General features: G+C 65.0%; 17 protein-coding genes. 8 read left to right on the forward strand and 9 right to left on the reverse strand.

The window, feature by feature from the left end; genetic code table 11:
- The first annotated feature begins 130 nt into the window (after positions 1–130).
- The gene (locus tag BRAGE_RS0125230) at positions 131–3,607 is read left to right on the forward strand and encodes an indolepyruvate ferredoxin oxidoreductase family protein (protein ID WP_027558412.1); all 3,477 of its coding nucleotides are present in this window, start codon (positions 131–133) and stop codon (positions 3,605–3,607) included.
- A 131-nt stretch (positions 3,608–3,738) separates the two neighbouring features.
- On the opposite strand, the gene BRAGE_RS0125235 is transcribed toward BRAGE_RS0125230, so the two are convergent.
- The 4 genes from BRAGE_RS0125235 to BRAGE_RS0125250 form a co-directional block, all read right to left on the reverse strand.
- On the reverse strand, positions 3,739–5,466 hold the full coding sequence (locus BRAGE_RS0125235) for an FAD-dependent oxidoreductase (protein ID WP_027558411.1): 1,728 nt from the start codon (positions 5,464–5,466) through the stop codon (positions 3,739–3,741).
- A 58-nt stretch (positions 5,467–5,524) separates the two neighbouring features.
- Positions 5,525–6,544 (reverse strand): S1C family serine protease, encoded by a 1,020-nt coding sequence (locus BRAGE_RS0125240; RefSeq protein WP_027558410.1) that lies wholly within the window; start codon positions 6,542–6,544, stop codon positions 5,525–5,527.
- Between the two features lie 91 nt (positions 6,545–6,635).
- A complete protein-coding gene (locus BRAGE_RS0125245; RefSeq protein ID WP_027558409.1) occupies positions 6,636–7,085 on the reverse strand; it encodes a hypothetical protein in 450 nt (149 codons plus the stop codon).
- Between the two features lie 9 nt (positions 7,086–7,094).
- On the reverse strand, positions 7,095–8,693 hold the full coding sequence (locus tag BRAGE_RS0125250; RefSeq protein WP_027558408.1) for a GMC family oxidoreductase: 1,599 nt from the start codon (positions 8,691–8,693) through the stop codon (positions 7,095–7,097).
- 201 nt (positions 8,694–8,894) lie between these two features.
- On the opposite strand from BRAGE_RS0125250, the gene BRAGE_RS0125255 reads away from it, so the two are divergent.
- Positions 8,895–9,683: a thermonuclease family protein gene (locus tag BRAGE_RS0125255; protein WP_027558407.1), complete on the forward strand. Its 789-nt coding sequence runs from the start codon at positions 8,895–8,897 to the stop codon at positions 9,681–9,683.
- A 364-nt stretch (positions 9,684–10,047) separates the two neighbouring features.
- On the opposite strand, the gene cyoD is transcribed toward BRAGE_RS0125255, so the two are convergent.
- The 4 genes from cyoD to BRAGE_RS0125275 are packed head-to-tail and all read right to left on the reverse strand — an operon-like array spanning position 10,048 to position 13,844.
- Entirely contained in the window at positions 10,048–10,434 is a 387-nt protein-coding gene (cyoD, locus tag BRAGE_RS0125260) for a cytochrome o ubiquinol oxidase subunit IV (protein ID WP_027558406.1), read from the reverse strand.
- Positions 10,431–11,072 (reverse strand): cytochrome (ubi)quinol oxidase subunit III, encoded by a 642-nt coding sequence (locus BRAGE_RS0125265; RefSeq protein WP_027558405.1) that lies wholly within the window; start codon positions 11,070–11,072, stop codon positions 10,431–10,433. The genes cyoD and BRAGE_RS0125265 overlap by 4 nt, the downstream gene beginning before the upstream one ends.
- On the reverse strand, positions 11,072–13,072 hold the full coding sequence (cyoB, locus tag BRAGE_RS0125270; RefSeq protein ID WP_027558404.1) for a cytochrome o ubiquinol oxidase subunit I: 2,001 nt from the start codon (positions 13,070–13,072) through the stop codon (positions 11,072–11,074). Before cyoB ends, BRAGE_RS0125265 begins: the two co-directional genes overlap by 1 nt.
- Positions 13,062–13,844 carry a cytochrome ubiquinol oxidase subunit II gene (locus tag BRAGE_RS0125275; RefSeq protein ID WP_231164303.1) on the reverse strand — a complete coding sequence of 261 codons (783 nt, stop codon included), beginning with the start codon at positions 13,842–13,844 and terminating at the stop codon, positions 13,062–13,064. Before BRAGE_RS0125275 ends, cyoB begins: the two co-directional genes overlap by 11 nt.
- Before the next feature lie 454 nt (positions 13,845–14,298).
- Here BRAGE_RS0125275 and BRAGE_RS0125280 point away from each other — a divergent pair, with 454 nt between their 5' ends.
- Positions 14,299–14,853 carry a carboxymuconolactone decarboxylase family protein gene (locus BRAGE_RS0125280; protein WP_027558402.1) on the forward strand — a complete coding sequence of 185 codons (555 nt, stop codon included), beginning with the start codon at positions 14,299–14,301 and terminating at the stop codon, positions 14,851–14,853.
- Between the two features lies 1 nt (position 14,854).
- The gene (locus BRAGE_RS0125285) at positions 14,855–15,655 is read left to right on the forward strand and encodes an SDR family NAD(P)-dependent oxidoreductase (RefSeq protein WP_027558401.1); all 801 of its coding nucleotides are present in this window, start codon (positions 14,855–14,857) and stop codon (positions 15,653–15,655) included.
- A 48-nt stretch (positions 15,656–15,703) separates the two neighbouring features.
- Here BRAGE_RS0125285 and BRAGE_RS0125290 read toward each other — a convergent pair whose 3' ends face one another.
- Entirely contained in the window at positions 15,704–17,029 is a 1,326-nt protein-coding gene (locus BRAGE_RS0125290; RefSeq protein WP_027558400.1) for a PQQ-dependent sugar dehydrogenase, read from the reverse strand.
- 236 nt (positions 17,030–17,265) lie between these two features.
- Between BRAGE_RS0125290 and BRAGE_RS0125295 the strand changes: the two genes are divergently transcribed.
- The 4 genes from BRAGE_RS0125295 (at position 17,266) to BRAGE_RS0125310 (ending at position 20,935) form a co-directional block, all read left to right on the forward strand.
- Positions 17,266–18,456, forward strand: coding sequence for a urate hydroxylase PuuD (locus BRAGE_RS0125295; RefSeq protein ID WP_027558399.1), 1,191 nt, complete (start codon positions 17,266–17,268; stop codon positions 18,454–18,456).
- A gap of 135 nt (positions 18,457–18,591) precedes the next feature.
- Positions 18,592–19,449 carry a VOC family protein gene (locus BRAGE_RS0125300; RefSeq protein ID WP_027558398.1) on the forward strand — a complete coding sequence of 286 codons (858 nt, stop codon included), beginning with the start codon at positions 18,592–18,594 and terminating at the stop codon, positions 19,447–19,449.
- An 80-nt stretch (positions 19,450–19,529) separates the two neighbouring features.
- Entirely contained in the window at positions 19,530–19,805 is a 276-nt protein-coding gene (locus tag BRAGE_RS0125305; RefSeq protein ID WP_027558397.1) for a hypothetical protein, read from the forward strand.
- A gap of 179 nt (positions 19,806–19,984) precedes the next feature.
- Positions 19,985–20,935, forward strand: coding sequence for a lytic transglycosylase domain-containing protein (locus tag BRAGE_RS0125310; protein ID WP_027558396.1), 951 nt, complete (start codon positions 19,985–19,987; stop codon positions 20,933–20,935).
- The last annotated feature ends 15 nt before the right edge of the window (positions 20,936–20,950 follow it).

Genomic DNA, 20,950 nt, shown 5'->3' on the forward strand with positions numbered 1-20,950 from the left:
AGCGCCACGGATGCGGCCAGCGATATTGACTTCGCGGCCCCATGCTTTTGACTGTCACAATTCGCGTCGCGCAGCCGCAACTCTCCCGCAGCGCAAACCCCACGCCGAACGAGACACGAGGACTCCTGAAATGACGCTGATGCAGGTCGAGCTGGACGACAAATACCGGCTCGAATCGAAGCGGATATTCCTGTCCGGCACACAGGCCCTGGTCCGCCTGCCCATGTTGCAGCGCGAACGCGACCGGCTTCAGGGGCTCAACACCGGCGGCTTCATCTCCGGCTATCGCGGTTCCCCGCTCGGCATGTACGACCACGCGCTGTGGCGCGCGAAGTCATTTCTCCAGCAGCAGGACATCGCCTTCGTCCCCGGCCTGAACGAGGATCTGGCGGCGACCGCCGTCTGGGGCAGCCAGCAGGTCGGCCTGTTCCCCGGCGCCAAGGTCGATGGCGTGTTCGGCATCTGGTACGGCAAGGGGCCCGGCGTCGACCGTTCGGTCGACGCGCTCAAGCATGCGAACGCGGCCGGCACCGCGCTCAATGGAGGCGTGCTCGCACTTGCCGGCGACGACCATGGCTGCCAGTCCTCGACGCTCGCGCATCAGAGCGAGCAGGTGTTCGCGGCGGCGCTGATCCCCGTGATCAATCCGGCGACACTGCAGGACTATCTCGATCTCGGCCTCTACGGCTTTGCGCTGTCGCGCTTCTCGGGCTGCTGGGTCGGCTTCAAGGCAATCAGCGAGACGGTCGAGAGCTCGGCCTCGATCTATAGCGACCCCGAGCGCATCAAGATCGTGCTGCCCGACGATTTCGAGATGCCGCCGGGCGGCCTCAACATCCGCTGGCCCGATCCGCCGCTGGAGGCTGAGCGGCGCCTGTTCGGCCCGAAGATGGCCGCAGTGCAGGCCTTCGCCCGCGCCAACCAGCTCGACCGCATCGTGCTCGATTCCAAGCCCGCCCGGCTCGGCATCGTCGCGACCGGCAAGGCCTATCTCGATCTGCGCCAGGCGCTCGCCGATTTGGGCATCACCGACAAGGACGCGCAGGATCTCGGCCTTCGCATCTACAAGGTCGCGCTGACCTGGCCGCTGGAGGAAAGCGGCGCGAAGCGCTTTGCCGAAGGTCTGCAGGACGTGCTCGTGGTCGAAGAGAAGCGCGGCTTCATCGAAGACCAGCTCATGCGCATCCTCTACAACGTGGATGCGTCCCGGCGCCCGACAGTGACGGGCAAGCGCGACGAGAACGGCGCGCCGCTGCTGCCGAGCGAGGGCGAGCTGACGCCGACCATCGTTGCGGGCGCGCTGGTAAACCGCTTGCGCAAGCTCGGCCATCACAGCCCGGTGCTGGAGCAGCGCCTCGCCCGGCTCGAGGCGTTCGACAATCCCGTCACGACAAGCACGCAGATCAAGCTCGCGCGCACGCCGTTCTTCTGCTCGGGCTGCCCACACAATTCCTCGACGCGCGTGCCGGAAGGCAGCCGCGCCATGGCCGGCATCGGCTGCCACGGCATGGCCTTGAGCATGCCGACGCGCCGCACCGACCTGATCTCGCATATGGGCGCCGAGGGCGTGAACTGGATCGGCCAGTCGCCCTTCACCACCGAGAAGCATATTTTCCAGAATCTCGGCGACGGCACCTACACGCATTCCGGGCTCCTTGCCCTTCGCGCCGCGTCGGCGGCCGGCATCAACATCACCTACAAGATCCTCTACAACGACGCCGTCGCGATGACCGGCGGCCAGCCGGCCGAAGGCGCCTTCAACGTCGCGCAGATCGCGCACCAGGTCTGGGCCGAGGGCGTCAAGCGGCTTGCGATCGTCTCGGACGATCCCAGCAAATATCCGGAAGGAAACTACTTCCCGCAAGGCGCGACGATCCATCACCGCCGCGAGCTCGACGCCGTGCAGCGCGAGCTGCGCGACATCAAGGGTCTCACGGTCGTGATCTACGACCAGACCTGCGCCGCCGAAAAGCGCCGCCGCCGCAAGCGCGGGCTCTATCCCGATCCCGCCAAGCGCGCCTTCATCAACGAGCTCGTCTGCGAGGGCTGCGGCGATTGCTCGCAGGCCTCCAACTGCGTCTCGGTGCAGCCGCTGGAGACCGAGTTCGGGCGCAAGCGCCAGATCGACCAGTCGAACTGCAACAAGGATTTTTCCTGCGTCGAGGGCTTTTGCCCAAGCTTCGTCACCGTGCATGGCGGTTCGCTCAAGCGCATGAAGACTTCGGCGGTGGATTCAGGCCAGCTGTTCGCCGATTTGCCGCTGCCGCCGGCGCGTGAGCTTGACGGCCCCTACAACATCCTCGTCACCGGCATCGGCGGCACCGGCGTCATCACCATCGGCGCCCTGCTCGGCATGGCCGCCCATGTCGACGGCCGCGGCTGCTCGGCGCTCGATTTCACCGGCCTGTCGCAGAAGAACGGCGCGGTGATGAGCCATGTCCGCATCGCGCCGAAGCCTGAAGACATTTCCGCGGTCCGCATCACCAGCGGCGGCGCGGACGTCATCCTCGGCTGCGACATGATCGTGTCGGCCGGCCCGACCGCGCTGAGCCGCGCCGAGCGCGGCGTGACCAAGGCCTATGTCAACGCCGACCTGCAGCCGACCGCGAGCTTCGTGCAGAACCCCGATCTCGATTTCGAGATGGGCACGATGCAGACCGTGCTGCGCGACGCTGTCGGCGACAAGAACCTCGACATCGTCGACGCCACGGGCATTGCCGCGGCGCTGATGGGCGACAGCATCGCGACCAATCCCTTCATGCTCGGCTTCGCTTTCCAGAAGGGTGCGATCCCGCTGTCGCTGGAGGCCCTGCTCCGCGCCATCGAGATCAACGGCGCCGCAATCGAGATGAACAAGCTCGCCTTCACCTGGGGCCGTCTCGCCGCCCACGACATGTCGCGGGTGCGCAGCGTGCTGCAGTTCAAGGCCCGGGCGTCCGCGCCGACCAAATCGCTCGACGACATCATCGCGACCCGAGCGGAGTTTCTGACCAATTATCAGGACAAGGCCTACGCCGACCGCTATGTCGCGGCGGTTGCCAAGGTGCGCAAGGCGGAAGCCGCCGCCTCGCCCGCATCCACGGAGCTGACCGAGGCCGTCGCCAAGAACCTGTTCAAGCTGATGTCCTATAAGGACGAGTACGAGGTCGCCCGCCTCTATACCGACGGCAGCTTTGCGAAGAAGGTGTCGGAAAAATTCGACGGCCACTTCACGCTGAAGTACCATTTGGCACCGCCGATCTTCGCCAAGCGCGACAAGACGACGGGACGGCTTCAGAAGCAGGAGTTCGGCGGCTGGATGATCCACGCCTTCCGCATTCTTGCAAAACTGAAATTCCTGCGCGGCGGCGCCCTCGATCCGTTCGGCCGCACCGAGGAGCGCCGGACCGAGCGGAAGCTGGTCGAGGATTATTTTGCGATGATCGACCAGCGGATGGCCGGACTGACGGCGGAGCAGATCCCGCTGCTGGCGCGGCTCGCGAGGGTGCCGGAGACGATCCGCGGCTTCGGGCATGTCAAGGAAGCCAATATCAAACTGGCCGCCGCCGAAACGGCGCGGCTGGACGCGGAGCTGGAGAACAGCCGCTTTGCGGCGGCGGCGGAGTAGCGACTAGCCTACTCCCTCTCCACTCGTCATTGCGAGGAGCGAAGCGACGATGCAATCCAGACTGCCTCCGCGGAGAAATTTCTGGATTGCTTCGCTACGCTCGCGATGACGTGGAAATAGCGCGGGCACAATCAGACAGCCGCATTCGCAGCGTTCGTCGTGCTTGCCCCAGCCCCCTCCGCCAGATGCCTCCCCGCGATATACCCGAACGTCAGCGCCGGGCCGAGCGTGATCCCGGGCCCCGGGTAATTCCCATTCATGATCGAGCCCATGTCGTTGCCGCAAGCATAGAGCCCCGCAATCGGCGTGCCGTCCTCGCGCAGCACGCGCGCCTGCGCATCCACCCTCATCCCGATCGCCGTGCCGAGATCGGCCGGATGGATGCGCATCGCGAAGAACGGCGCGCGAACTATCGGCGCGACGCAGGGATTCGGCTTGTGAGCGGCATCACCAAGATGCCGCTGATAGATGGTGCTGCCGCGGCCGAATTCGGGATCGCGGCCTTCCCTGGCATCCGCGTTGTAATTCTCAATCGTCGCCGTGAGGGTGGTTGGCTTGATGCCGATCTTCGCTGCCAGTTGTGCGATATCGGGAGCCTCGACCAATTCGCCGCTGGCTACATAGCGCCGCACATTGCGCGTGAACGGCTTGATGCGGCCGAGACCGTAAGCCCGCAGGAAGTGGCGGTCGCAGATCAGATAGAACGGCCGGTCCGGCTCGCCATTGCCGTCGCGCAGCATCGCGAGCACGAACTCATGATACGACAGCGCCTCGTTGACGAAGCGGCGGCCGGCGGCATTGACAGCGATCACGCCGGGCTTGGCGCGGTCGGTCACCGTATGAGGGAAGACACCACGGCTGCCGTCGGCGCGACGGAACAGCGAGGCCGGCACCCAATAGGCCGGGCTGGTGGCATCCGTGTTGAGGGCAGCGCCCGTCGCGGTCGCGAGTCGGAGGCCGTCCCCGGTGCCTGATGTGTTCGTCGCTGAGACAAATCCGGCCGCCGCAGGGAAGAAGCGCTTGCGCAAAGCAGCATCATGCGAGAAGCCGCCGGTCGCCAGCACCACGCCGCAGCGCGCCGCGATCGGGCGATCACGGGCGCCATGGCGGATCACCACGCCCGCGACGCGATCGCCCTGCATCGATAGATCCTCGACATCGGCGCTGAAGAGGATCTCGACCTCCCGCGCCAGCAGCGAGGCGTAAAGCCGCGCGGCCAGAGCATTACCGAGATGCAGCGTCGTGCCGCGCGGGCTGCGCAACCGCTGCAATGCGTATGCGGACACCAGTTGCGCCGCACGCAATGTCGAGCGCAGCGATTTGCCGATCCGGCGCAGATGCGGGATGTCGAGCCGGTTGACCATCATCCCGCCGAACAGCGTGAACTCCGGCAGCGGCGGCCGCAGCCGCGCGAAAGCCCGGCCAAGCCGTGTGCCGTCGAACGCCACCGGCTCCAGCACGCGCCCGCCCGGCGTCGCGCCGAGCCGCTCCGGATAATAATCGGGATAGGCTTTCACCGGCTGAAGGCGGACCTCCGTGTTGGCTTCGAGATATGCGACCGCCTCCGGCCCACGCGCGAGGAACGCAGCACGCAAGCTGGCATTGGCAGGCTCGGGGACCATGCTCGACAGATACTGGACCGCATCCGTGATGCTGTCGGAGAGCCCCGCTTCCTTCATCTTGGCATTGGCGGGAATCCAAACCATGCCGCCGGACCAGGCCGTGGTGCCGCCGACAAAGGCGGTCTTCTCGATCACCAGCACGCGCAAGCCTTCAGCGGCGGCCACTGCCGCAGCCGTCATGCCGCCGGCACCGGCGCCGATGACAATGACGTCGTAGGTCTCATGCGCCGGCATCATGCGGCGGGGGTCCGGAGGCGAGGCATGCGATCGTCATACCCCGCCCGCGGGCTCGCAGCTAGCGCTGTGGCTTGCGCTCGATCGGGTCGATGTCGATCGCCCGCAGGCGGCCGAGCCGCAGCACGTCCATGGCGAGCCGCCGGCCGATCCGGTCGCGGTCGAGCACGCGGATCAGATCGTCGACGCCGTTGATGTCGACGCCGTCGAGCCTGATCACGACGTCGCCGGGCAGCAGGCCCGCCTTGGCCGCCGGCCCGTCCGGCTCGATCTGCATCAACAGCGCGCCCATCTTGTTCTCGACGCCGGCCAGCACCGCATGCCGTCGCGGGACCGGCGCGGTCTGTCCAGCCACGCCGATATAAGCGCGGCGGACATAGCCGTGGCGGATGATCTCCGAGAGCACGAATTGCGCGGTGTTGCTGGCGACCGCAAAGCAGATGCCTTGCGCGCCGTTGATGATGGCGGTGTTGATGCCGATCACCTCGGCATTCGACGACACCAGCGGGCCGCCGGAATTGCCGGGATTGAGCGCGGCATCGGTCTGGATCACGTCCTCGATGGTGCGCCCGCTCACCGAGCGGATCGAGCGGCCGAGCGCCGAGACCACGCCGGCGGTCACGGTCGATTCGAAGCCGAGCGGATTGCCGATCGCGATCACGAGCTGGCCGCGCTTGAGGCTCTTGGAATTGCCGAGCGCAGCATAGGGCAGATCGCGCACGCCGTTGGCGCGGAGCAGCGCAAGATCGGTGTCGGGATCGACGCCCAGCACCCGCGCATCGCCGACATGGCCCTCGACGTCGCGCAGGCGGATCTCCCTGGAGGAGCCGACCACGTGGCTATTGGTGAGCACGAGTCCGTCCGGCGAGATCACAATGCCCGAGCCAAGCCCGCCGCGCTCGCGGCCGTTCGGCACCTTTGGCCCGGTCTCGACCCGCACGACGGCGGGGCCGACGCGGTCGGTGACGTCGATCACGGCGTTGGAATAGGCGTCCAGCAGCGCCCGGTCATCGGCCGGCGCAGCCGCCGCCGTTCGCGATGACGGGGCGTCATCGGCGATATCTGAGGTAAAATCCAGCATGGTAGGCGTCCTTGAGGCTCACACAGATGGTGGCCTGTTCCCTCCGGCGCAAGTAGCCCACCGGGCGCGCAAGGCTGGACTGCCCAGGTGGCTAGGGCGCCCGCCGCAGCGTGCCCGCCCTCGCCTTGACCGGATCGAGCAGCGACCAGTCGCCGTCCGGGAGCACATGGCCCTTGGGGAACGGCGCACGCAGCTCCAGCCCGAGCGAGCGCAACACGCGGTCGTCGCGGTAGTAGCATTGCAGCACGACGCGAACGAGCGTTGCGGCAGGCGCGCCGCCGGAGTTGCGAAACTCCTGCGCCACCGCGTCGCGCGCGGCAGGTTCGAGATCAGCGAGCGGCATGCCCGCAAGCCGCGCCACATGATCCAGCGCTGCCGCGACAGGTCTGGTGTCGCGGCCGAGCGTTGCAAGGATGTCGGCCTGGATGATGTCGTCATCAGCGCCGGGCACACGGTATTCCTCGCTCGGTGGAATGATCATCGCGGCGATGGTGCGCAAGTCCTGGCGCTGCCGCGGCGAGAGGGTAATCTGCTCGGACATGTCGGTCCTCTAATCGAACAAATTTGCCAGCCGCTGCTTCATCTGGTCGGCGATGTAGAGCGCGAGGGCCTGGATGGTGGAGGTCGGGTTCACCCCGCCCGAGGTGACGAAGATGCTGCCGTCGACGATGAAGAGATTCTTCACGTCATGCGTGCGGCCCCATTCGTTGACGACGGAGCGTTCGGGCTCGGTGCCCATCCGCGCGGTGCCGAGCAAATGCCAGCCACCCCAGGGGATCGGCGAGTTGACGCAGATGTCGGTTGCCCCCGCCGTCTCGAGAAACTCCCGGCCGCGGGCGAGCGCATGCTCCATCATCTTCCGGCTGTTTTCGCTGATGGTGTAGTCGATCTTTGGGGCTGGAATGCCGTGACTGTCCTTCAGCACCGGATCGAGCGTGACCTGGTTGTGCTCCTCCGGCAGGTCCTCGCAGATCGCGGAGAAGCCCAGCCGATGACCGTTGAGCTTGCGGAAGACGCGGTGATGATCTTCGCCCCAGGGCAGAATTCCCTTCTGCTCGCTGACCACCGCCTCGAACACCGGCCCTGCGCCGCGCACGAACTGGACGCCATAGCCGCGCACGAAGCCGCGCGACAGGTCCGTGTCATACCACTCCTTGCTCCACAGGCAGGTCGGCGGCGCGCGGTTGCTGTCGGTCGGCTCCTTCACGTAGCCGTAGATCTGCGCATAGGGGTGGAACATCAAATTCTTGCCGACGAGGCCGGATGAATTGGCAAGACCGTTCGGGAAACGGTTCGATTTCGAATTGAGCAGCAGCCGCGGCGTACCGACGCCGTTGCAGGCGATAATGACGACATGCGCCGGCTGGAACTGCTCGACGCCGTCCTTGTCGTAATAGACCACGCCCGAGGCCATGCCGTTCTCGTCGGTGGTGATCTCGCGCACCCGGCAATGGGTGCGCAGCTCGACGCCGGCGCGGATGGCGTGCGGCCAATAGGTGATGTCGGTCGAGGACTTTGCGCCCTGCGCGCAAGCCGGCGTGCAATGGCCGAGATTGATGCAGCGCGCGCGGCCCTCATAATCCATGGTCGCGACCGTGGTGTCCGACGGCCACCAGTGCCAGTCGAGCTTGTTCATGGCCTTGCCGATGATCACGCCGGACAATCCCATCGGCTGTTGCGGCATCGGCGGATGCGTCAGCGGCGACAGCGGATCGCCCGATAGGCCCGACGTGCCCATCATGCGGTCGTTCTCTTCGAAGAACGAGGTCAGCGCGTCGTAATCGATCGGCCAGTCATCGGCGACGCCATCGAGCGTCTTCACCTTGAAGTCGGAAGGATGCAGCCGTGGCCAGTGCGCGGTGTACATCACGGTCGAGCCGCCGACCGCGTTGTAGTTGACGACCTTGATCGGCGAATTGTCGTCATTGATCGGGTAATCCTCGGGCCGGCCGCGCACGTTCGGGCTCGACGACCACTCGCCGTAGAACTTGGCCTCCCAGTCCCGGCCCGTGCTCGGATATTCCGCCGGGTTCATCCAGCCGCCTTGCTCCAGGCAGAGGATGTGCATCTTGGTCTCGGCCAGCGACCACGCCACCGCCGCGCCTGACGCGCCGGCACCGATGATCAGGACGTCCACGGGATCTTTCATTGCAACCTTGTCCTCCACCCTCGCCGCTTTCCGGGCGATTCGGCCTCCGCAGTCCGGAAGGCTGTGCAAACGATAGGGGCAGAGCGACGGCTGAGTAAAGCCGCGAGGCCGGAATGTCGCACTTCGCAGGGCGCAGACCATTGGTAACGCCTCGCCCGGATGCTAGGAACAAGGCGCCAGAGCAATCGATAGCGAGACCGTATGTCCTTCCGAAGTTTCTTTGCCGCCGCCCGCGCTTTTGCGCTCGTTTCGTTTTTCGCTCTGCCCGGATTACTGGTCCCGTCCGAACCGGCCGCCGCGCTGACCGCTGCCGCGACGGTCCGGGACGGCAACTCCATCCAGCTCGGCGATGTGACCTATCGGCTCGACGGCGTCGATGCGCCCGAGCTGGACCAGGTCTGCATCGACGACCACGCCGATCCCTGGACCTGCGGCATCGAGGCCCGCGAGCAGCTGAGCAAGCTGATCAACAAGCGCTCGGTGCGCTGCGACGACGTCGGGCCGGAAAAGAGCTTTGGCAAGCGGCACCGCGCGATCTGCACCGCCGAGGGCGACAAGGCGAGCTTGAACGAGCAGCTGGTCAAGCTCGGCTACGCCATCGCGCGCGAGCCGATCAAGGCCAACGTCAAGCCAGCGGCGGCCGACGCCAAAACTGCATCAACCGGGATCTGGAAGGGCTGCTTTGTTGCACCGCAAGATTTCCGCACCGGCAAGAAGGACGGCGCGCTGCTGGGCGCCGCCTGCCGCGCCGACCGCGACAAGGAAATCCGCGCCGTGCTCTTTCCGGAGGATCTGACCATGCCGCCGAGCTGCAGCATCAAGGGCAAGCTTGCGGTGCGCGCACGCGTCACCGGCAATATCGGCATCTACCATTTGCGGGGTTGCCCGAGCTACCCGGCGACCACCAAGCCGGACCGCTGGTTCTGCTCCGAGGACGACGCCCAGGCCGCGGGGTTCCGCAAGGCCTACAACTGCCGCCGGCCAAAGTGAACAAGGGGTTTCACGCAGCCGTGAGTGGTACTCCGAGACAGTATTGATCCGGAATTGAACTTCAGCGGGAGTTGCTGCACCTATATGTGTACGCAAGCGCTTTGCGCGAGCGTTTCCTTGGCAGCAATCCGGCTTCGGCCGATTGTCTTTGCTCGGGCGTTTCCTCCCTAGACTTGGGCCGCTTGTCACAAACAAGCGGCTCTTCTTTTTTGCGGAGCTGTGGGTGCCAACTCCGGCCGTCATGCCCGGGCATCCACGTTCTTCATGCCGAGAAGCAAGACGCCGATAGCCGGGTCAAGCCAGGCCATGACGACGCGGTGAGATCAACGCATCAAGCTCAAGACTTCCTCAGCTGCCATGCGAGCTACTGGCGCATCATGATCTGATCCATCGGCGGCATGTTCTGGTTGAGATGCGACATGATCCAGACGGTGCCGCCAACCACCAGGAAGACGACCAGCAGCCCGAACGCCAGCGCCAGCACGTTGTTGGTGTTGTCCGGGCCCGTGGTGATGTGCAGGAAGAACACGAGATGCACGCCCATCTGCGCGATCGCGAGCACGATCAGCGCGACGGGGATCGAAGGCTGCCAGACAAGGTCGGTCCCCGCGATGAAGAACGACGTCGCCGTGAGCAGCAGCGCCAGGACGAGGCCGACGACATAGCCGAGGATCCGTTCGCCGACACTGTGTTGCTCTTCCTCGCCTGGTGCGAGGTCATGTTCGGCATGCATGTGCGTCTGATCGCTCATACGGCACTCCCGAGCAGGTAGACGACGGAGAAGACCCCAACCCAGATGATGTCGAGCGCATGCCAGAACAGCGCAAAGCACATCATCCGCCGCAGGACGTCGGCGCGAAAGCCCTTGGCGAAGACCTGGGCCATCATGGTGAGCAGCCACAGGACACCGGCAGAGACATGCAGGCCGTGGCAACCGACCAGCGAGAAGAACGACGACAGGAAGGCGCTCCGTGACGGGCCGTAGCCGCGCGCAACGAGATCGGCGAATTCGCGGAATTCGATGACGAGGAAGATCAGGCCGAGCACACAGGTCACGGTCATGCCGAGGTAGAACCAGAACCGGTTGCGCACGTCGGCTGCAATGCTGGCCATGCCGCAGGTGAAGCTCGACAGCAGTAGGCAGACCGTCTCGATCGCGACATTCCGCTGTTCGAAGATCTCCGAGCCCTTCGGTCCGTCTGCGGTCTGATGGACAAGCACCGCATAGGCAGCGAAGAAGCAGGAGAACATCACGATATCGGAGAGCAGGAAGACCCAGAAGCCGTATGCGGTCACGATCCGCTTCGACGCGGGCCCGGGATGCTCGATGACAAGGCCGATGTGATGGGGATCGGCATGGGCGTGGCCGGCGGTCGCGGTCATCGACATCAGACTGCTCCCGCCATGCTGACGAGGCTGCGCCGCTCTTCGAGATTGACGCGGTCGATGCGGGCGACCTCGGCGGCCGGAATGACGTATTCATCATGGTCGCGCCAGGCGAACACGACGAAGGTCGCGAACGCACCGACGCCACCCACAATCACCATCCACCAGATGTGCCAGATCAGCGCAAAGCCCATGATGGTGGCGAAGAAGGCGCAGACGAAACCGGTCGGCGAGTTCCGGGGCATCTCGATGTCCTGATACTCGGGCTCGTCGTGCTCGAGCGATTGCTGCTGGGCTTTGGCCTTCATGTCCCAATAGGCGTCCTCGCCGCGCACGTCCGGATTGAAAGCGAAATTGAACACGGGCGGCGGCGACGAGGTCGCCCATTCCAGCGAGCGCCCGTCCCAGGGATCGCCGGTGCGGTCACGCAGCGCCTCGCGGTTGCGGATGCTGACGACGAGCTGCATGATCTGGCAGATCACTCCGACGCTCAGCACGGCCATGCCGAACGCTGCCACGAACATCCATGGCCGCCACGCAGCGACATCGTAGTGCTGCAGCCGCCGCGTCATGCCCAGCATACCGGCGATGTAGAGCGGCATGAAGGTGACGTAGAATCCGACGAAGGTGAACCAGAACGCGGCCTTGCCCCAGCGCTCGTCGAGGCGGAAGCCGAACGCCTTCGGAAACCAGTATTCGAAGCCGGCGAAGGCGCCGAACAGCACGCCGCCGATGATGACGTTGTGGAAATGCGCCACCAGAAACATGCTGTTGTGGAGCATGAAGTCGGCCGGCGGCACCGCGACCAGCACGCCCGTGAGGCCACCGATGATGAAGGTGACCATGAAGCCGACCGCCCACAGCATCGGCGTCGCAAAGCGGATGCGGCCGCCATACATCGTGAACAGCCAGTTGTAGATCTTCACCCCCGTCGGCACCGCGATGATCATGCTGGCGATGCCGAAGATGGCGTTGACGTCGGGGCCCGCGCCCATCGTGAAGAAATGGTGCAGCCAGACCATGAAGGAGATGACGCAGATCGCCATGGTCGCGAGCACCATGGAGCGGTAGCCGAACAATGCCTTGCCGGAGAAGGTTGACACCACCTCGGAGAAGATGCCGAAGGCGGGGAGCACCAGGATGTAGACCTCCGGATGTCCCCAGGCCCAGATCAAATTCATGAACATCATGACGTTGCCACCGGCTTCATTGGTGAAGAAATGGAAGCCGAGGTAACGGTCGAGCAGCAGCATCGCGAGCGTGGCGGTGAGGATCGGGAACGCGGCGACGATCAGGAGGTTGGAGGCGAGCGTGGTCCAGCAGAACATCGGCATGCGCAGATAGTTCATGCCCTTCGTGCGCAGCTTCAGAACCGTCGTGACCAGATTGATGCCGGCCACCAGCGTGCCGACGCCCGAGATCTGGAGCGACCAGGCGTAATAATCGACGCCGACGCCCGGCGAATAGGACAGTCCCGACAGCGGAGGAAAGGCGAGCCAGCCGGTGCGCGCGAACTCGCCGATCACCAGCGAGAGATTGACCAGCAGCGCGCCGGTCGCCGTCAGCCAGAAGCCGACCGAATTGAGCGTCGGGAAGGCAACGTCGCGTACGCCGAGCTGGAGCGGCACGACGAGGTTCATCAGCCCGATCACGAACGGCATCGCGACGAAGAAGATCATGATGGTGCCGTGAGCCGAAAAAATCTGGTTGTAGTGCTCGGGCGGCAGATAGCCCTGCGACTGGTAGGCGACTGCCTGCTGGATCCGCATCATGATGGCGTCGCTGCCGCCGCGTAGCAGCATCACGGACGCGAGCAGGATGTACATCACGCCGATGCGCTTGTGGTCGACGCTGGTGATCCATTCGTGCCAGAGATAGGGCAGATGTCCCCTCACCACGACCCAGGCCAGCACGCCCAGGATCGCCACCAGCACGACCCCGCCTGCGACGAGCGGAATGGGCTGATCGAACGGGATCGCCGACCAATCGAGCTTACCGAGCATCAAGGCCTCCACTGTGCGGCCGGCCGGCCCCGGACGCGAGCTCCGGTCCAGGCCCCGGCGGGATGTGCTGGGTCGAGATCAGGTCGAACAGGCGGGGATCATCGAGGCGATAAACCGGCCGACCCCGCTCGATGCCCTGCTGCATCAGCTTCTTGTAGCTGTCCTCGTTCAGCACGGCGTCGGTCTTCGCGGTGTTCGCCACCCAATCAGGGAAAGCGAGCGGCGAGACCACGTTGACGTCGAACAGCATGTCGGGAAAGCCGTCACCGGAGAAATGCGCCGACAGGCCCTGGAGCTTGCCCTCATTGTCGGCGCGCAGGTTCAGCCGCGTCACCATGCCGTTCATGGTGTAGATCATGCTGCCGAGCTGCGGGATGAAGAACACGTTCATCACGCTCGACGAGGTCAGCTGGAAATTCAGCTCCGCACCGGCCGGCACCGTCAGCGTGTTGACGGTGGCGATGCGCTGGTCGGGATAGATGAACAGCCATTTCCAGTCGAGCGAGACGGCCTGGATCCGCAGCGGGCTGCCGGTGCCCGGCACGGGGGCGGCAGGATCGAGCTGATGCGAGCCGATCCAGGCGACGCCGCCGAGCAGGATGACGGTGAGCGCGGGGATCGCCCACACCACCATTTCGACGCGGCCGGAATAGACGAAGCCCGGCTGGAAGCGCGCTTTGGTATTGGAGGCGCGAAACCAGAACGCGAACGCCAGGATCGCGAAAATGGTTGGCACCACGATCACGAGCATGATGAAGACAGAATCGACCAAAATGGTGCTGTTGGCCGCAGCTACGGGCCCTTGTGGATCAAGCAGATTCATCGGCAAGCCACTGGCGGTTGGGAAGCCCCGAAGGAGAGCGTAACGCGAAAAGCTCCGTTGCAGCAAACGAAGTTGCATCGGGACAGTTCCACGACACACCGGTCGGCCGTACCGTGCGGCGGCATGCAATTCCATGCGATGTCAATGACATCGGAGCAGGACAGTCGGTCTTCTCACCTCCGCGCCGCATTGCTAACTTGCACGAAAAATATCGGGATGGAACGACATGCAGAGCCCTGAGGACGAAGCCGGCGCCGCCGGCAGGACGGCATTGATCAGCGGCGGCGGCGGCCGCGTTGCAGCAATTTGCTGGCCCGCGCCGGCGCAAAGGCGTCGTTCGCGGGTCGCGAGGTGACACTGTCCCCCGAACGCTAGTCACAAGAACATCAGAGGAAACACCGCAATGGCCCGCCTGCCCTATCTCGAGGCCGACCAGGTCGCGCCCGAATATCGCGACATGCTCAAGCGCAACACCAATCTGCACAAGCTGCTGGTCAACTCGCCAGAGATGGCGCGCGCATTCAACGGCATCGGCGGCTATATCCGCTTCACGAGCAAGCTCGATCCGCGCCTGCGCGAGCTTGCGATCCTCCAGGTCGGCTGGATGGAGAAGTCGGAATATGAATTCACCCACCACGTGAAGATCGGCAAGGAATTCGGCGTCACCGACGAGGACATTGCCGGCCTGATGGCCGAGACCGAAGGCAAGCCGTCGAAGCTGGAGCCGCTGGCGAAGGCGATCCTGAAGGGCGCACGCGAGATGGTGCGCGAGCTCGCGATGTCGGATGCGACCTTCGCCGCGATCAAGCAGCACCTGTCCGACGAGCACATGGTCGACCTCGTGCTGACCATCGCCTTCTATTGCGGCGTGGTGCGCGTGCTCGCCACCATGAAGATCGACAACGAGCCCTATTACAAAGAGGTACTCCAGCAGTACCCGATTCCGGGAGTGAATTGAGATGCGCTTGAAGGACAAGGTTGCGATCGTCGTCGGCGCCGGCCAGAGCCCCGGCGAAGGCATGGGCAATGGCCGCGCCACCGCGCTGACCTTCGCGCGCGAAGGTGCGAAGGTCTTGTGCGTCGATCACCATCTGGACTCAGCGCAGGAAACCGTGGACCTGATCGCAGCGACTCACGGCACCGCCGCAGCCTGCAAGGCCGACGTGACCAAAGCTGCCGACATCAAGGCGATGGTGGCGGACGCGCAATCGCGCTGGGGCCGCATCGACGTGCTGCACAACAATGTCGGCGTCAGCCTCTCCGGCGGCGATGCCGAGCTGCTTCAAATCACCGAAGAGGCGTTCGACCGCGTCGTCGCCATCAATCTGAAGAGCTGCATTCTCGCCGCGAAGGAAGTGATCCCGATCATGCGCGCGCAGCAAAGCGGCGCCATCATCAACATCTCCTCCATGGCGGCGATCACGACCTATCCCTACGTCGCCTACAAGGCGACGAAGTCGGCGATGATCGCCTTCACCGAGCAGCTCGCCTACCAGAACGCCGAATACGGCATCCGCGCCAACGTCATCCTTCCCGGCCTGATGAACACGCCGATGGCGGTCGACACCCGCGCCCGCGAATGGCACAAGACCCGCGCCGAAGTCGAAGCCGAACGCGACAGCAAGGTGCCGCTGCGCAGGAAGATGGGCACGGGCTGGGACGTCGCGAACGCCGCGCTGTTCCTGGCGTCGGACGAAGCGAATTTCATCACGGGGGTGACGCTGCCGGTGGACGGCGGGGCGAGTGTGAGACGGGGGTAGGTCTCCTCCCCCTCTCCCCGCTTGCGGGGAGAGGCGAAGCGCGCGCGCTCAGCGCGAGTGCGTCACCCGCCAGATCGTGCCGTTGCCGTCCTCCGACACCAGCAGCGATCCATCCTTCGCGACCGCAACGCCGACCGGCCTGCCCCACACCTCCGTGTCGCTGACCACGAACCCCGTGACGAAATCCTCGTACTCGCCAGTCGGCTTGCCGTCCTTCATCCGGATGCGGATCACCTTGTAGCCGGTGCGCTTCGATCTGTTCCACGAGCCGTGCTCGGCGGCGAAGGCATCGCCCTGGTACTCGGACGGAAACTGCGTGCCCTGATAGAAGGTCATGCCGAGCGAGGCCGAGTGCGGCTGGATCAGCACATCAGGCACCGTCACCTTGTCCTTGAGGTCCGGCCGCGCGCCGACGTGGCGCGGGTCTTCGTTGCCGCCGATATAGAACCACGGCCAGCCGTAGAACGCGCCCTCCTTCACGCTGGTCACGTAATCAGGCACGAGATCGTCGCCGAGACCGTCGCGCTCGTTGGTCGAGCACCAGGGCAAGCTGGTCTCCGGTTGGACCGCAAGGCCGACGCAATTGCGGATGCCGGTGGCATAGATCTTCCGATCCTTGCCATCAGGCGTGAAGGCCAGCACCGCGGCGCGCTCGAGCTCGCTCGCCCAGGCTGCGCCAAGCGGCCGCGCTTTCGCCCACGCCTGCATCCCGCCCGGCGGCGTGCCCATGCCCTCGGCGACGTTGCTGAGCGAGCCGACCGACACGAGCATGCGCTTGTTGTCGGGCGTGAAGACGACATCACGCGTGGAATGGCCGCCGTCATGCGGCAGGCTCGCCACGATCGTCTCCGCCTTGCCGCGCGCCTTGAGATCGCCGGCCTGATAGGGGAAGCGGATGACACTATCGGTGTTGGCGACGTAGACCCATTGCGGATTGTCGCCGTTCGGAAAGAAGGCGATGCCGAACGGCTGCCTCAGGCCGCTGACGAACACCTCGTTGGTCGCGAGCTTGCCGCCGTCGCCGCTACGCAGCACGCGAACGGCGCCGGCCCGCGTCTCCGCGACGAAGACGTCGCCATTCGGTGCGACCCTGATGATGCGTGGCGCACGCAAACCGTCCGCGAGTAACTCGATCTTGAAACCGGCCGGCACCTGGGGCGCGGCTTCCGACGGGCGCGACGCCACACGAGCCGAACTCGCAAACGAGCGCGTGGCACCGGGCCGCACCAGATCCTCCGGCCGGACCAACCGGACTGTACCGGGCTTGTCGGCCCGCCAATCGCCGTAGGCATCCTTGCCTTGCAGCACCGGCTCGGCCTGCGCAGCGGTCGCAACCACGACCGCAGCCATCGCGATGGAAATCCTGTTTCTCACCTCGGTCTTCCTCCCGGCCTGCACGTCTCGGCATCAACGCCGTTCAACTCGCAAACGTTCTGCGGCAGATCCAACGCCTGCCGAATCCCACGTCACGTCCTGCCCGCACGATGTGCATCAGCTATGACCTAGCATACTGGAAAATAGCACGGATCGGTGCGACACATTGTAGGGGTTGAGCCGCCGGTTGCGGTCATCAAAGCTGCGGCATCGGCGCCGCAATTGACGGGACGATCATGTGGGGATCCATCATATCGGAATGGGCGAGCCTGCTGCTTCGCTGGCTGCACGTGGTCGCCGCGATCGCCTGGATCGGCAGCTCATTCTATTTCATCGCGCTCGATCTCAGCCTCAGGCCGAAGGGCGATCTGCCCGGCGGCGTGCAGGGCGAGGCCTGGCAGGTCCATGGCGGCGGCTTCTACCGGATCATGAAATATCTGGTGGCGCCGAGCCAGATGCCGGACGAGCTGACCTGGTTCAAATGGGAGGCCTACACCACCTGGCTGTCCGGCTTCGCGCTGATGGTGGTGGTGTATTATCTCGATGCCGATCTGTTCCTGGTCGACAAGTCGATCCTCGATCTCTCGCCATTCCAGGCCGGCCTGTTCAGCCTCGGCAGTCTTACTCTCGCATGGCTGCTTTACGAGACCGCGTGTCGCACCGGGCTGGCACAGCGCGAGCTGCCCTTCGCCATCGGCGGCTATCTGTTCCTGGTCGCGCTGACCTACGCTTTCACCCATGTCTTGAGCGGCCGTGGCGCCTTCAACCAGATCGGCGCGATCATCGGCACCATCATGGTTGCCAACGTCTTCGCCCTGATCATCCCGAACCAGAAGAAGATCGTAGCGGCGCTCATCGCCGGACAGGCGCCCGACCCGAAGCTCGGCAAGGCCAGCAAGGAGCGCTCGGTCCACAATAACTATCTGACGCTCCCCGTGGTCGTGCTGATGATCAGCAACCACTATCCCCTGCTCTACGCCACGCGCTTCAACTGGATCATCGTCGCGATCGTGCTGGCGCTCGGCCCCGTGATCCGCCACTTCTTCAACGAGCGCCATGCCGGGCGAAAATCGCCGTGGTGGGTGTGGGGCGTTGCGGCAGCCGGCGCGATCGCGATTTGCCTCCTTTCTGCGGCCGGCCCGCGCGAGGTGAAGACGAGCGCGCTACAGGCGCAGCCCACGTTCGCCAATGTCGAGGAGATCGTGATGTCCCGTTGCAGCATGTGCCATGCGGCCGAACCGGTCTGGGCCGGCATCGTGACCGCGCCGAAGGGCATTCTGCTCGATGCGCCCGAGCACATCCATCGCAACATCCGCCTGATCGGTCGTGTCGCGGCCTGGTCCAACGCGATGCCGCCGGGCAACATCACCGAGATGACCGGCGAGGAGCGCGCCATCCTCGCCGCCTATCTCGAGCAGGCGCGCTGACGTCGGGCCCGCCTTTGGCGGAATGAAATTCCGCATCTGCCGCCGATTTGAAAATGACTTGACCGCCCATCCGGCGTAGACATGACTCGTGGCCGCTGCAGCGGCCGAAATCAGCTTGCATGCGGGGAAAGAACAGTGGCCCTCAAGAACGTCACCGGTATCGACCACGCCGTGGTCATGGTGAAAGACCTCGACAAGGCCGCCGAGAACTACCGGCAGCTCGGCTTCACCGTATCGCCGCGCGGCACCCACAGCGCGCATATGGGCACCGGCAACTACACCATCATGTTCGACCCCGATTACATGGAGCTGCTCGGCGTCCTCGTGGCAACCGAGCACAATGCGCCGGCGCGCGCCTTTGTCGACAAGCACGGCGAAGGCATCGAGCGCATCGCCTTCACCGCGGTCGATTCCGCCGCCGGCGCCGAGGAGATCCGCGCGCGCGGCTTAGAGCCGATCGGCCCGACCGATTTCGAACGGCCGGTGACGCTACCCGATGGCACGGTCTCGGCGGCGAAATTCCGGACCTTCATGTGGCCGACCGCGGAGGCGCCGGGCGGCGTGCGCATCTTCGCCTGCCAGCACAAGACCCGCGAGACGGTGTGGATCCCTGAATTGATGAAGCACGCCAATGCGGCCAGGCGGATCAAGCAGACATTGATCGCAACGGCGGAGCCGGCAAAGGAGGCCGCGCATCTCGCGCGTCTGATCGACCGCGAGCCGAAGGCGGAAGCCGATGGTGCTGTGAAGGTGCCCTCCGGCGGCGATCGTGCCGACTTCGTCTATCTGACCTTGGAGCAGCTCGGCCAACGCTATCCGGGCGTGCCGCTCGCGGGCCTCTCCGAGCGCGGCGGTGCGGCGCTCGTTCTCGTCAGCGGCGATCTCGCGGCGACGGAAAAGGCGCTGGGCTCGGCGTCAGTGCGCAGCGGGGCCGCGATCTGCGTGCCCCCGGCCAAGGCCAACGGCACCCTGCTCGCCTTCGTTGCCGGCTGATTTGAACTAATTCTTTAACAAGCGTTTACCGGGCAGGCCTTAGGATTTCCGGGCCTTTCACGCCGCCCCGGGTCAAGCGCATGTTCAAAGAGGAATCGCCGATCGCCTATGACGCGCCGGCCGAACTGAAGAAGTGGCCGTCGCTGAAGGGCGAGCGGCAGAAGGACAGAGGGCCGCCCTATCTCGTCTACAACGGCACGCTCGCCGAATGCGTCCGCGAGCTGATGGGCAAACCCATCAAGGGCATCTCGCTCTACGACATCATGACGAGACCGCAAGCGGCGTTCGACCAGACCGTGCTGTCGCCCGGCGATGCCGCCGAGATCGCGATGCGCAAGGACTTTCCCAAGACGTAGCCGCGAGCTACCGCTTGCACATCGCATTTGCTCTTGGTTCCCGGTTCTGCGGCGGGAACACCCGTACTAACACCGAGCCTCCAGCGGAATCGCAGCTTCGCCGCAATTGCGGTTAATGAAGTCCTCGTTGCCGGCGCACATGCCGGTCGTTCCCCCACAGTTCGAGGACTCTTACCGAGATGCGATTTCTCGTCGCGGCTTGCGCTGCGTTCCTGATCGTGATGTGCGACGTCGGCTCGACGACGTCCCGGCAAGCGGACAACACCGACAACGCCCTTCTCAAATCCGATCGCGGGCCCTCTCTGGCTCCCCTCGTCGAGCTCTTCCTTTCCAGCGTGCAGGCCATTGAGCTCGCGAATGCGCGCGCCGCCTATGAGGAGACGATCGAGCCGGCGCGCACGGTCGAAACCGTCGCTCCCGCCCCGCTTTCGCCGACTGAAAAATTCTGCCACGCGCTGCGCGAGGCCGCGGAGGCCAGCGGAATTCCGGTGCCCTTCTTCGCGCGCCTGATCTGGCAGGAGAGCCGCTTCAAATCCAACGAGGTCAGCCAGGCCGGCGCGCAAGGCGTTGCGCAATTCATGCCGGACACGGCCGCCGAGGTCGGGCTCGACGATCCCTTCGATCCGATGAAGGCGCTGCCCGCATCGGCGAAATTCCTGGGCAAGCTGCGCGACGATTTCGGCAATCTCGGTCTTGCCGCAGCCGCCTATAACGCCGGACCCGGCCGCATCCAGAAATGGCTCGCGAAGGAAAGCGAGTTGCCGCGCGAGACGCGCGACTACGTTCGCATCATCACCGGCACCAGGGCCGAAGACTGGACCGCGCGCGCCGAAGCGCTTGCGATCCGGATCGACCTGCCGCGTGAAGCACCTTGCGAAGGCATCGGCAGTCTCTCCAAGACCAGGGATGTCGCCTGGGTTCCCGTGAACCTCACGCCCTCCGTCGCCACCATCATGCGCAAGGCCGAGCAACTGGCAGCGCGTTTGACCGCCAACCGCGCGCGCAAGCGGCTCGCCTTGGTGATCCGGAAGACCACCAAGGCGCGCAGCATGATCGCGGCGCGCGCCGCCGGCAGGAGCGCCAAGGCCCGCGCCATCCGCCTTGCCGCACGCGAAAGGTCTTCAGGCTGATGCGCGGACTGGAAA

This window comes from Bradyrhizobium genosp. SA-4 str. CB756 (genome assembly GCF_000473125.1).
GTDB lineage: Bacteria > Pseudomonadota > Alphaproteobacteria > Rhizobiales > Xanthobacteraceae > Bradyrhizobium > Bradyrhizobium arachidis.

Excerpts from the sequence above, each read along its gene's own strand:
- BRAGE_RS0125230 (WP_027558412.1), top strand. The coding sequence starts at position 131 with ATGACGCTGATGCAGGTCGAGCTGGACGACAAATACCGGCTCGAATCG.
- BRAGE_RS0125235 (WP_027558411.1), bottom strand. The coding sequence starts at position 5,466 with ATGATGCCGGCGCATGAGACCTACGACGTCATTGTCATCGGCGCCGGT.
- BRAGE_RS0125240 (WP_027558410.1), bottom strand. The coding sequence starts at position 6,544 with ATGCTGGATTTTACCTCAGATATCGCCGATGACGCCCCGTCATCGCGA.
- BRAGE_RS0125245 (WP_027558409.1), bottom strand. The coding sequence starts at position 7,085 with ATGTCCGAGCAGATTACCCTCTCGCCGCGGCAGCGCCAGGACTTGCGC.
- BRAGE_RS0125250 (WP_027558408.1), bottom strand. The coding sequence starts at position 8,693 with ATGAAAGATCCCGTGGACGTCCTGATCATCGGTGCCGGCGCGTCAGGC.
- BRAGE_RS0125255 (WP_027558407.1), top strand. The coding sequence starts at position 8,895 with ATGTCCTTCCGAAGTTTCTTTGCCGCCGCCCGCGCTTTTGCGCTCGTT.
- cyoD (WP_027558406.1), bottom strand. The coding sequence starts at position 10,434 with ATGAGCGATCAGACGCACATGCATGCCGAACATGACCTCGCACCAGGC.
- BRAGE_RS0125265 (WP_027558405.1), bottom strand. The coding sequence starts at position 11,072 with ATGTCGATGACCGCGACCGCCGGCCACGCCCATGCCGATCCCCATCAC.
- cyoB (WP_027558404.1), bottom strand. The coding sequence starts at position 13,072 with ATGCTCGGTAAGCTCGATTGGTCGGCGATCCCGTTCGATCAGCCCATT.
- BRAGE_RS0125280 (WP_027558402.1), top strand. The coding sequence starts at position 14,299 with ATGGCCCGCCTGCCCTATCTCGAGGCCGACCAGGTCGCGCCCGAATAT.
- BRAGE_RS0125285 (WP_027558401.1), top strand. The coding sequence starts at position 14,855 with ATGCGCTTGAAGGACAAGGTTGCGATCGTCGTCGGCGCCGGCCAGAGC.
- BRAGE_RS0125295 (WP_027558399.1), top strand. The coding sequence starts at position 17,266 with ATGTGGGGATCCATCATATCGGAATGGGCGAGCCTGCTGCTTCGCTGG.
- BRAGE_RS0125305 (WP_027558397.1), top strand. The coding sequence starts at position 19,530 with ATGTTCAAAGAGGAATCGCCGATCGCCTATGACGCGCCGGCCGAACTG.
- BRAGE_RS0125310 (WP_027558396.1), top strand. The coding sequence starts at position 19,985 with ATGCGATTTCTCGTCGCGGCTTGCGCTGCGTTCCTGATCGTGATGTGC.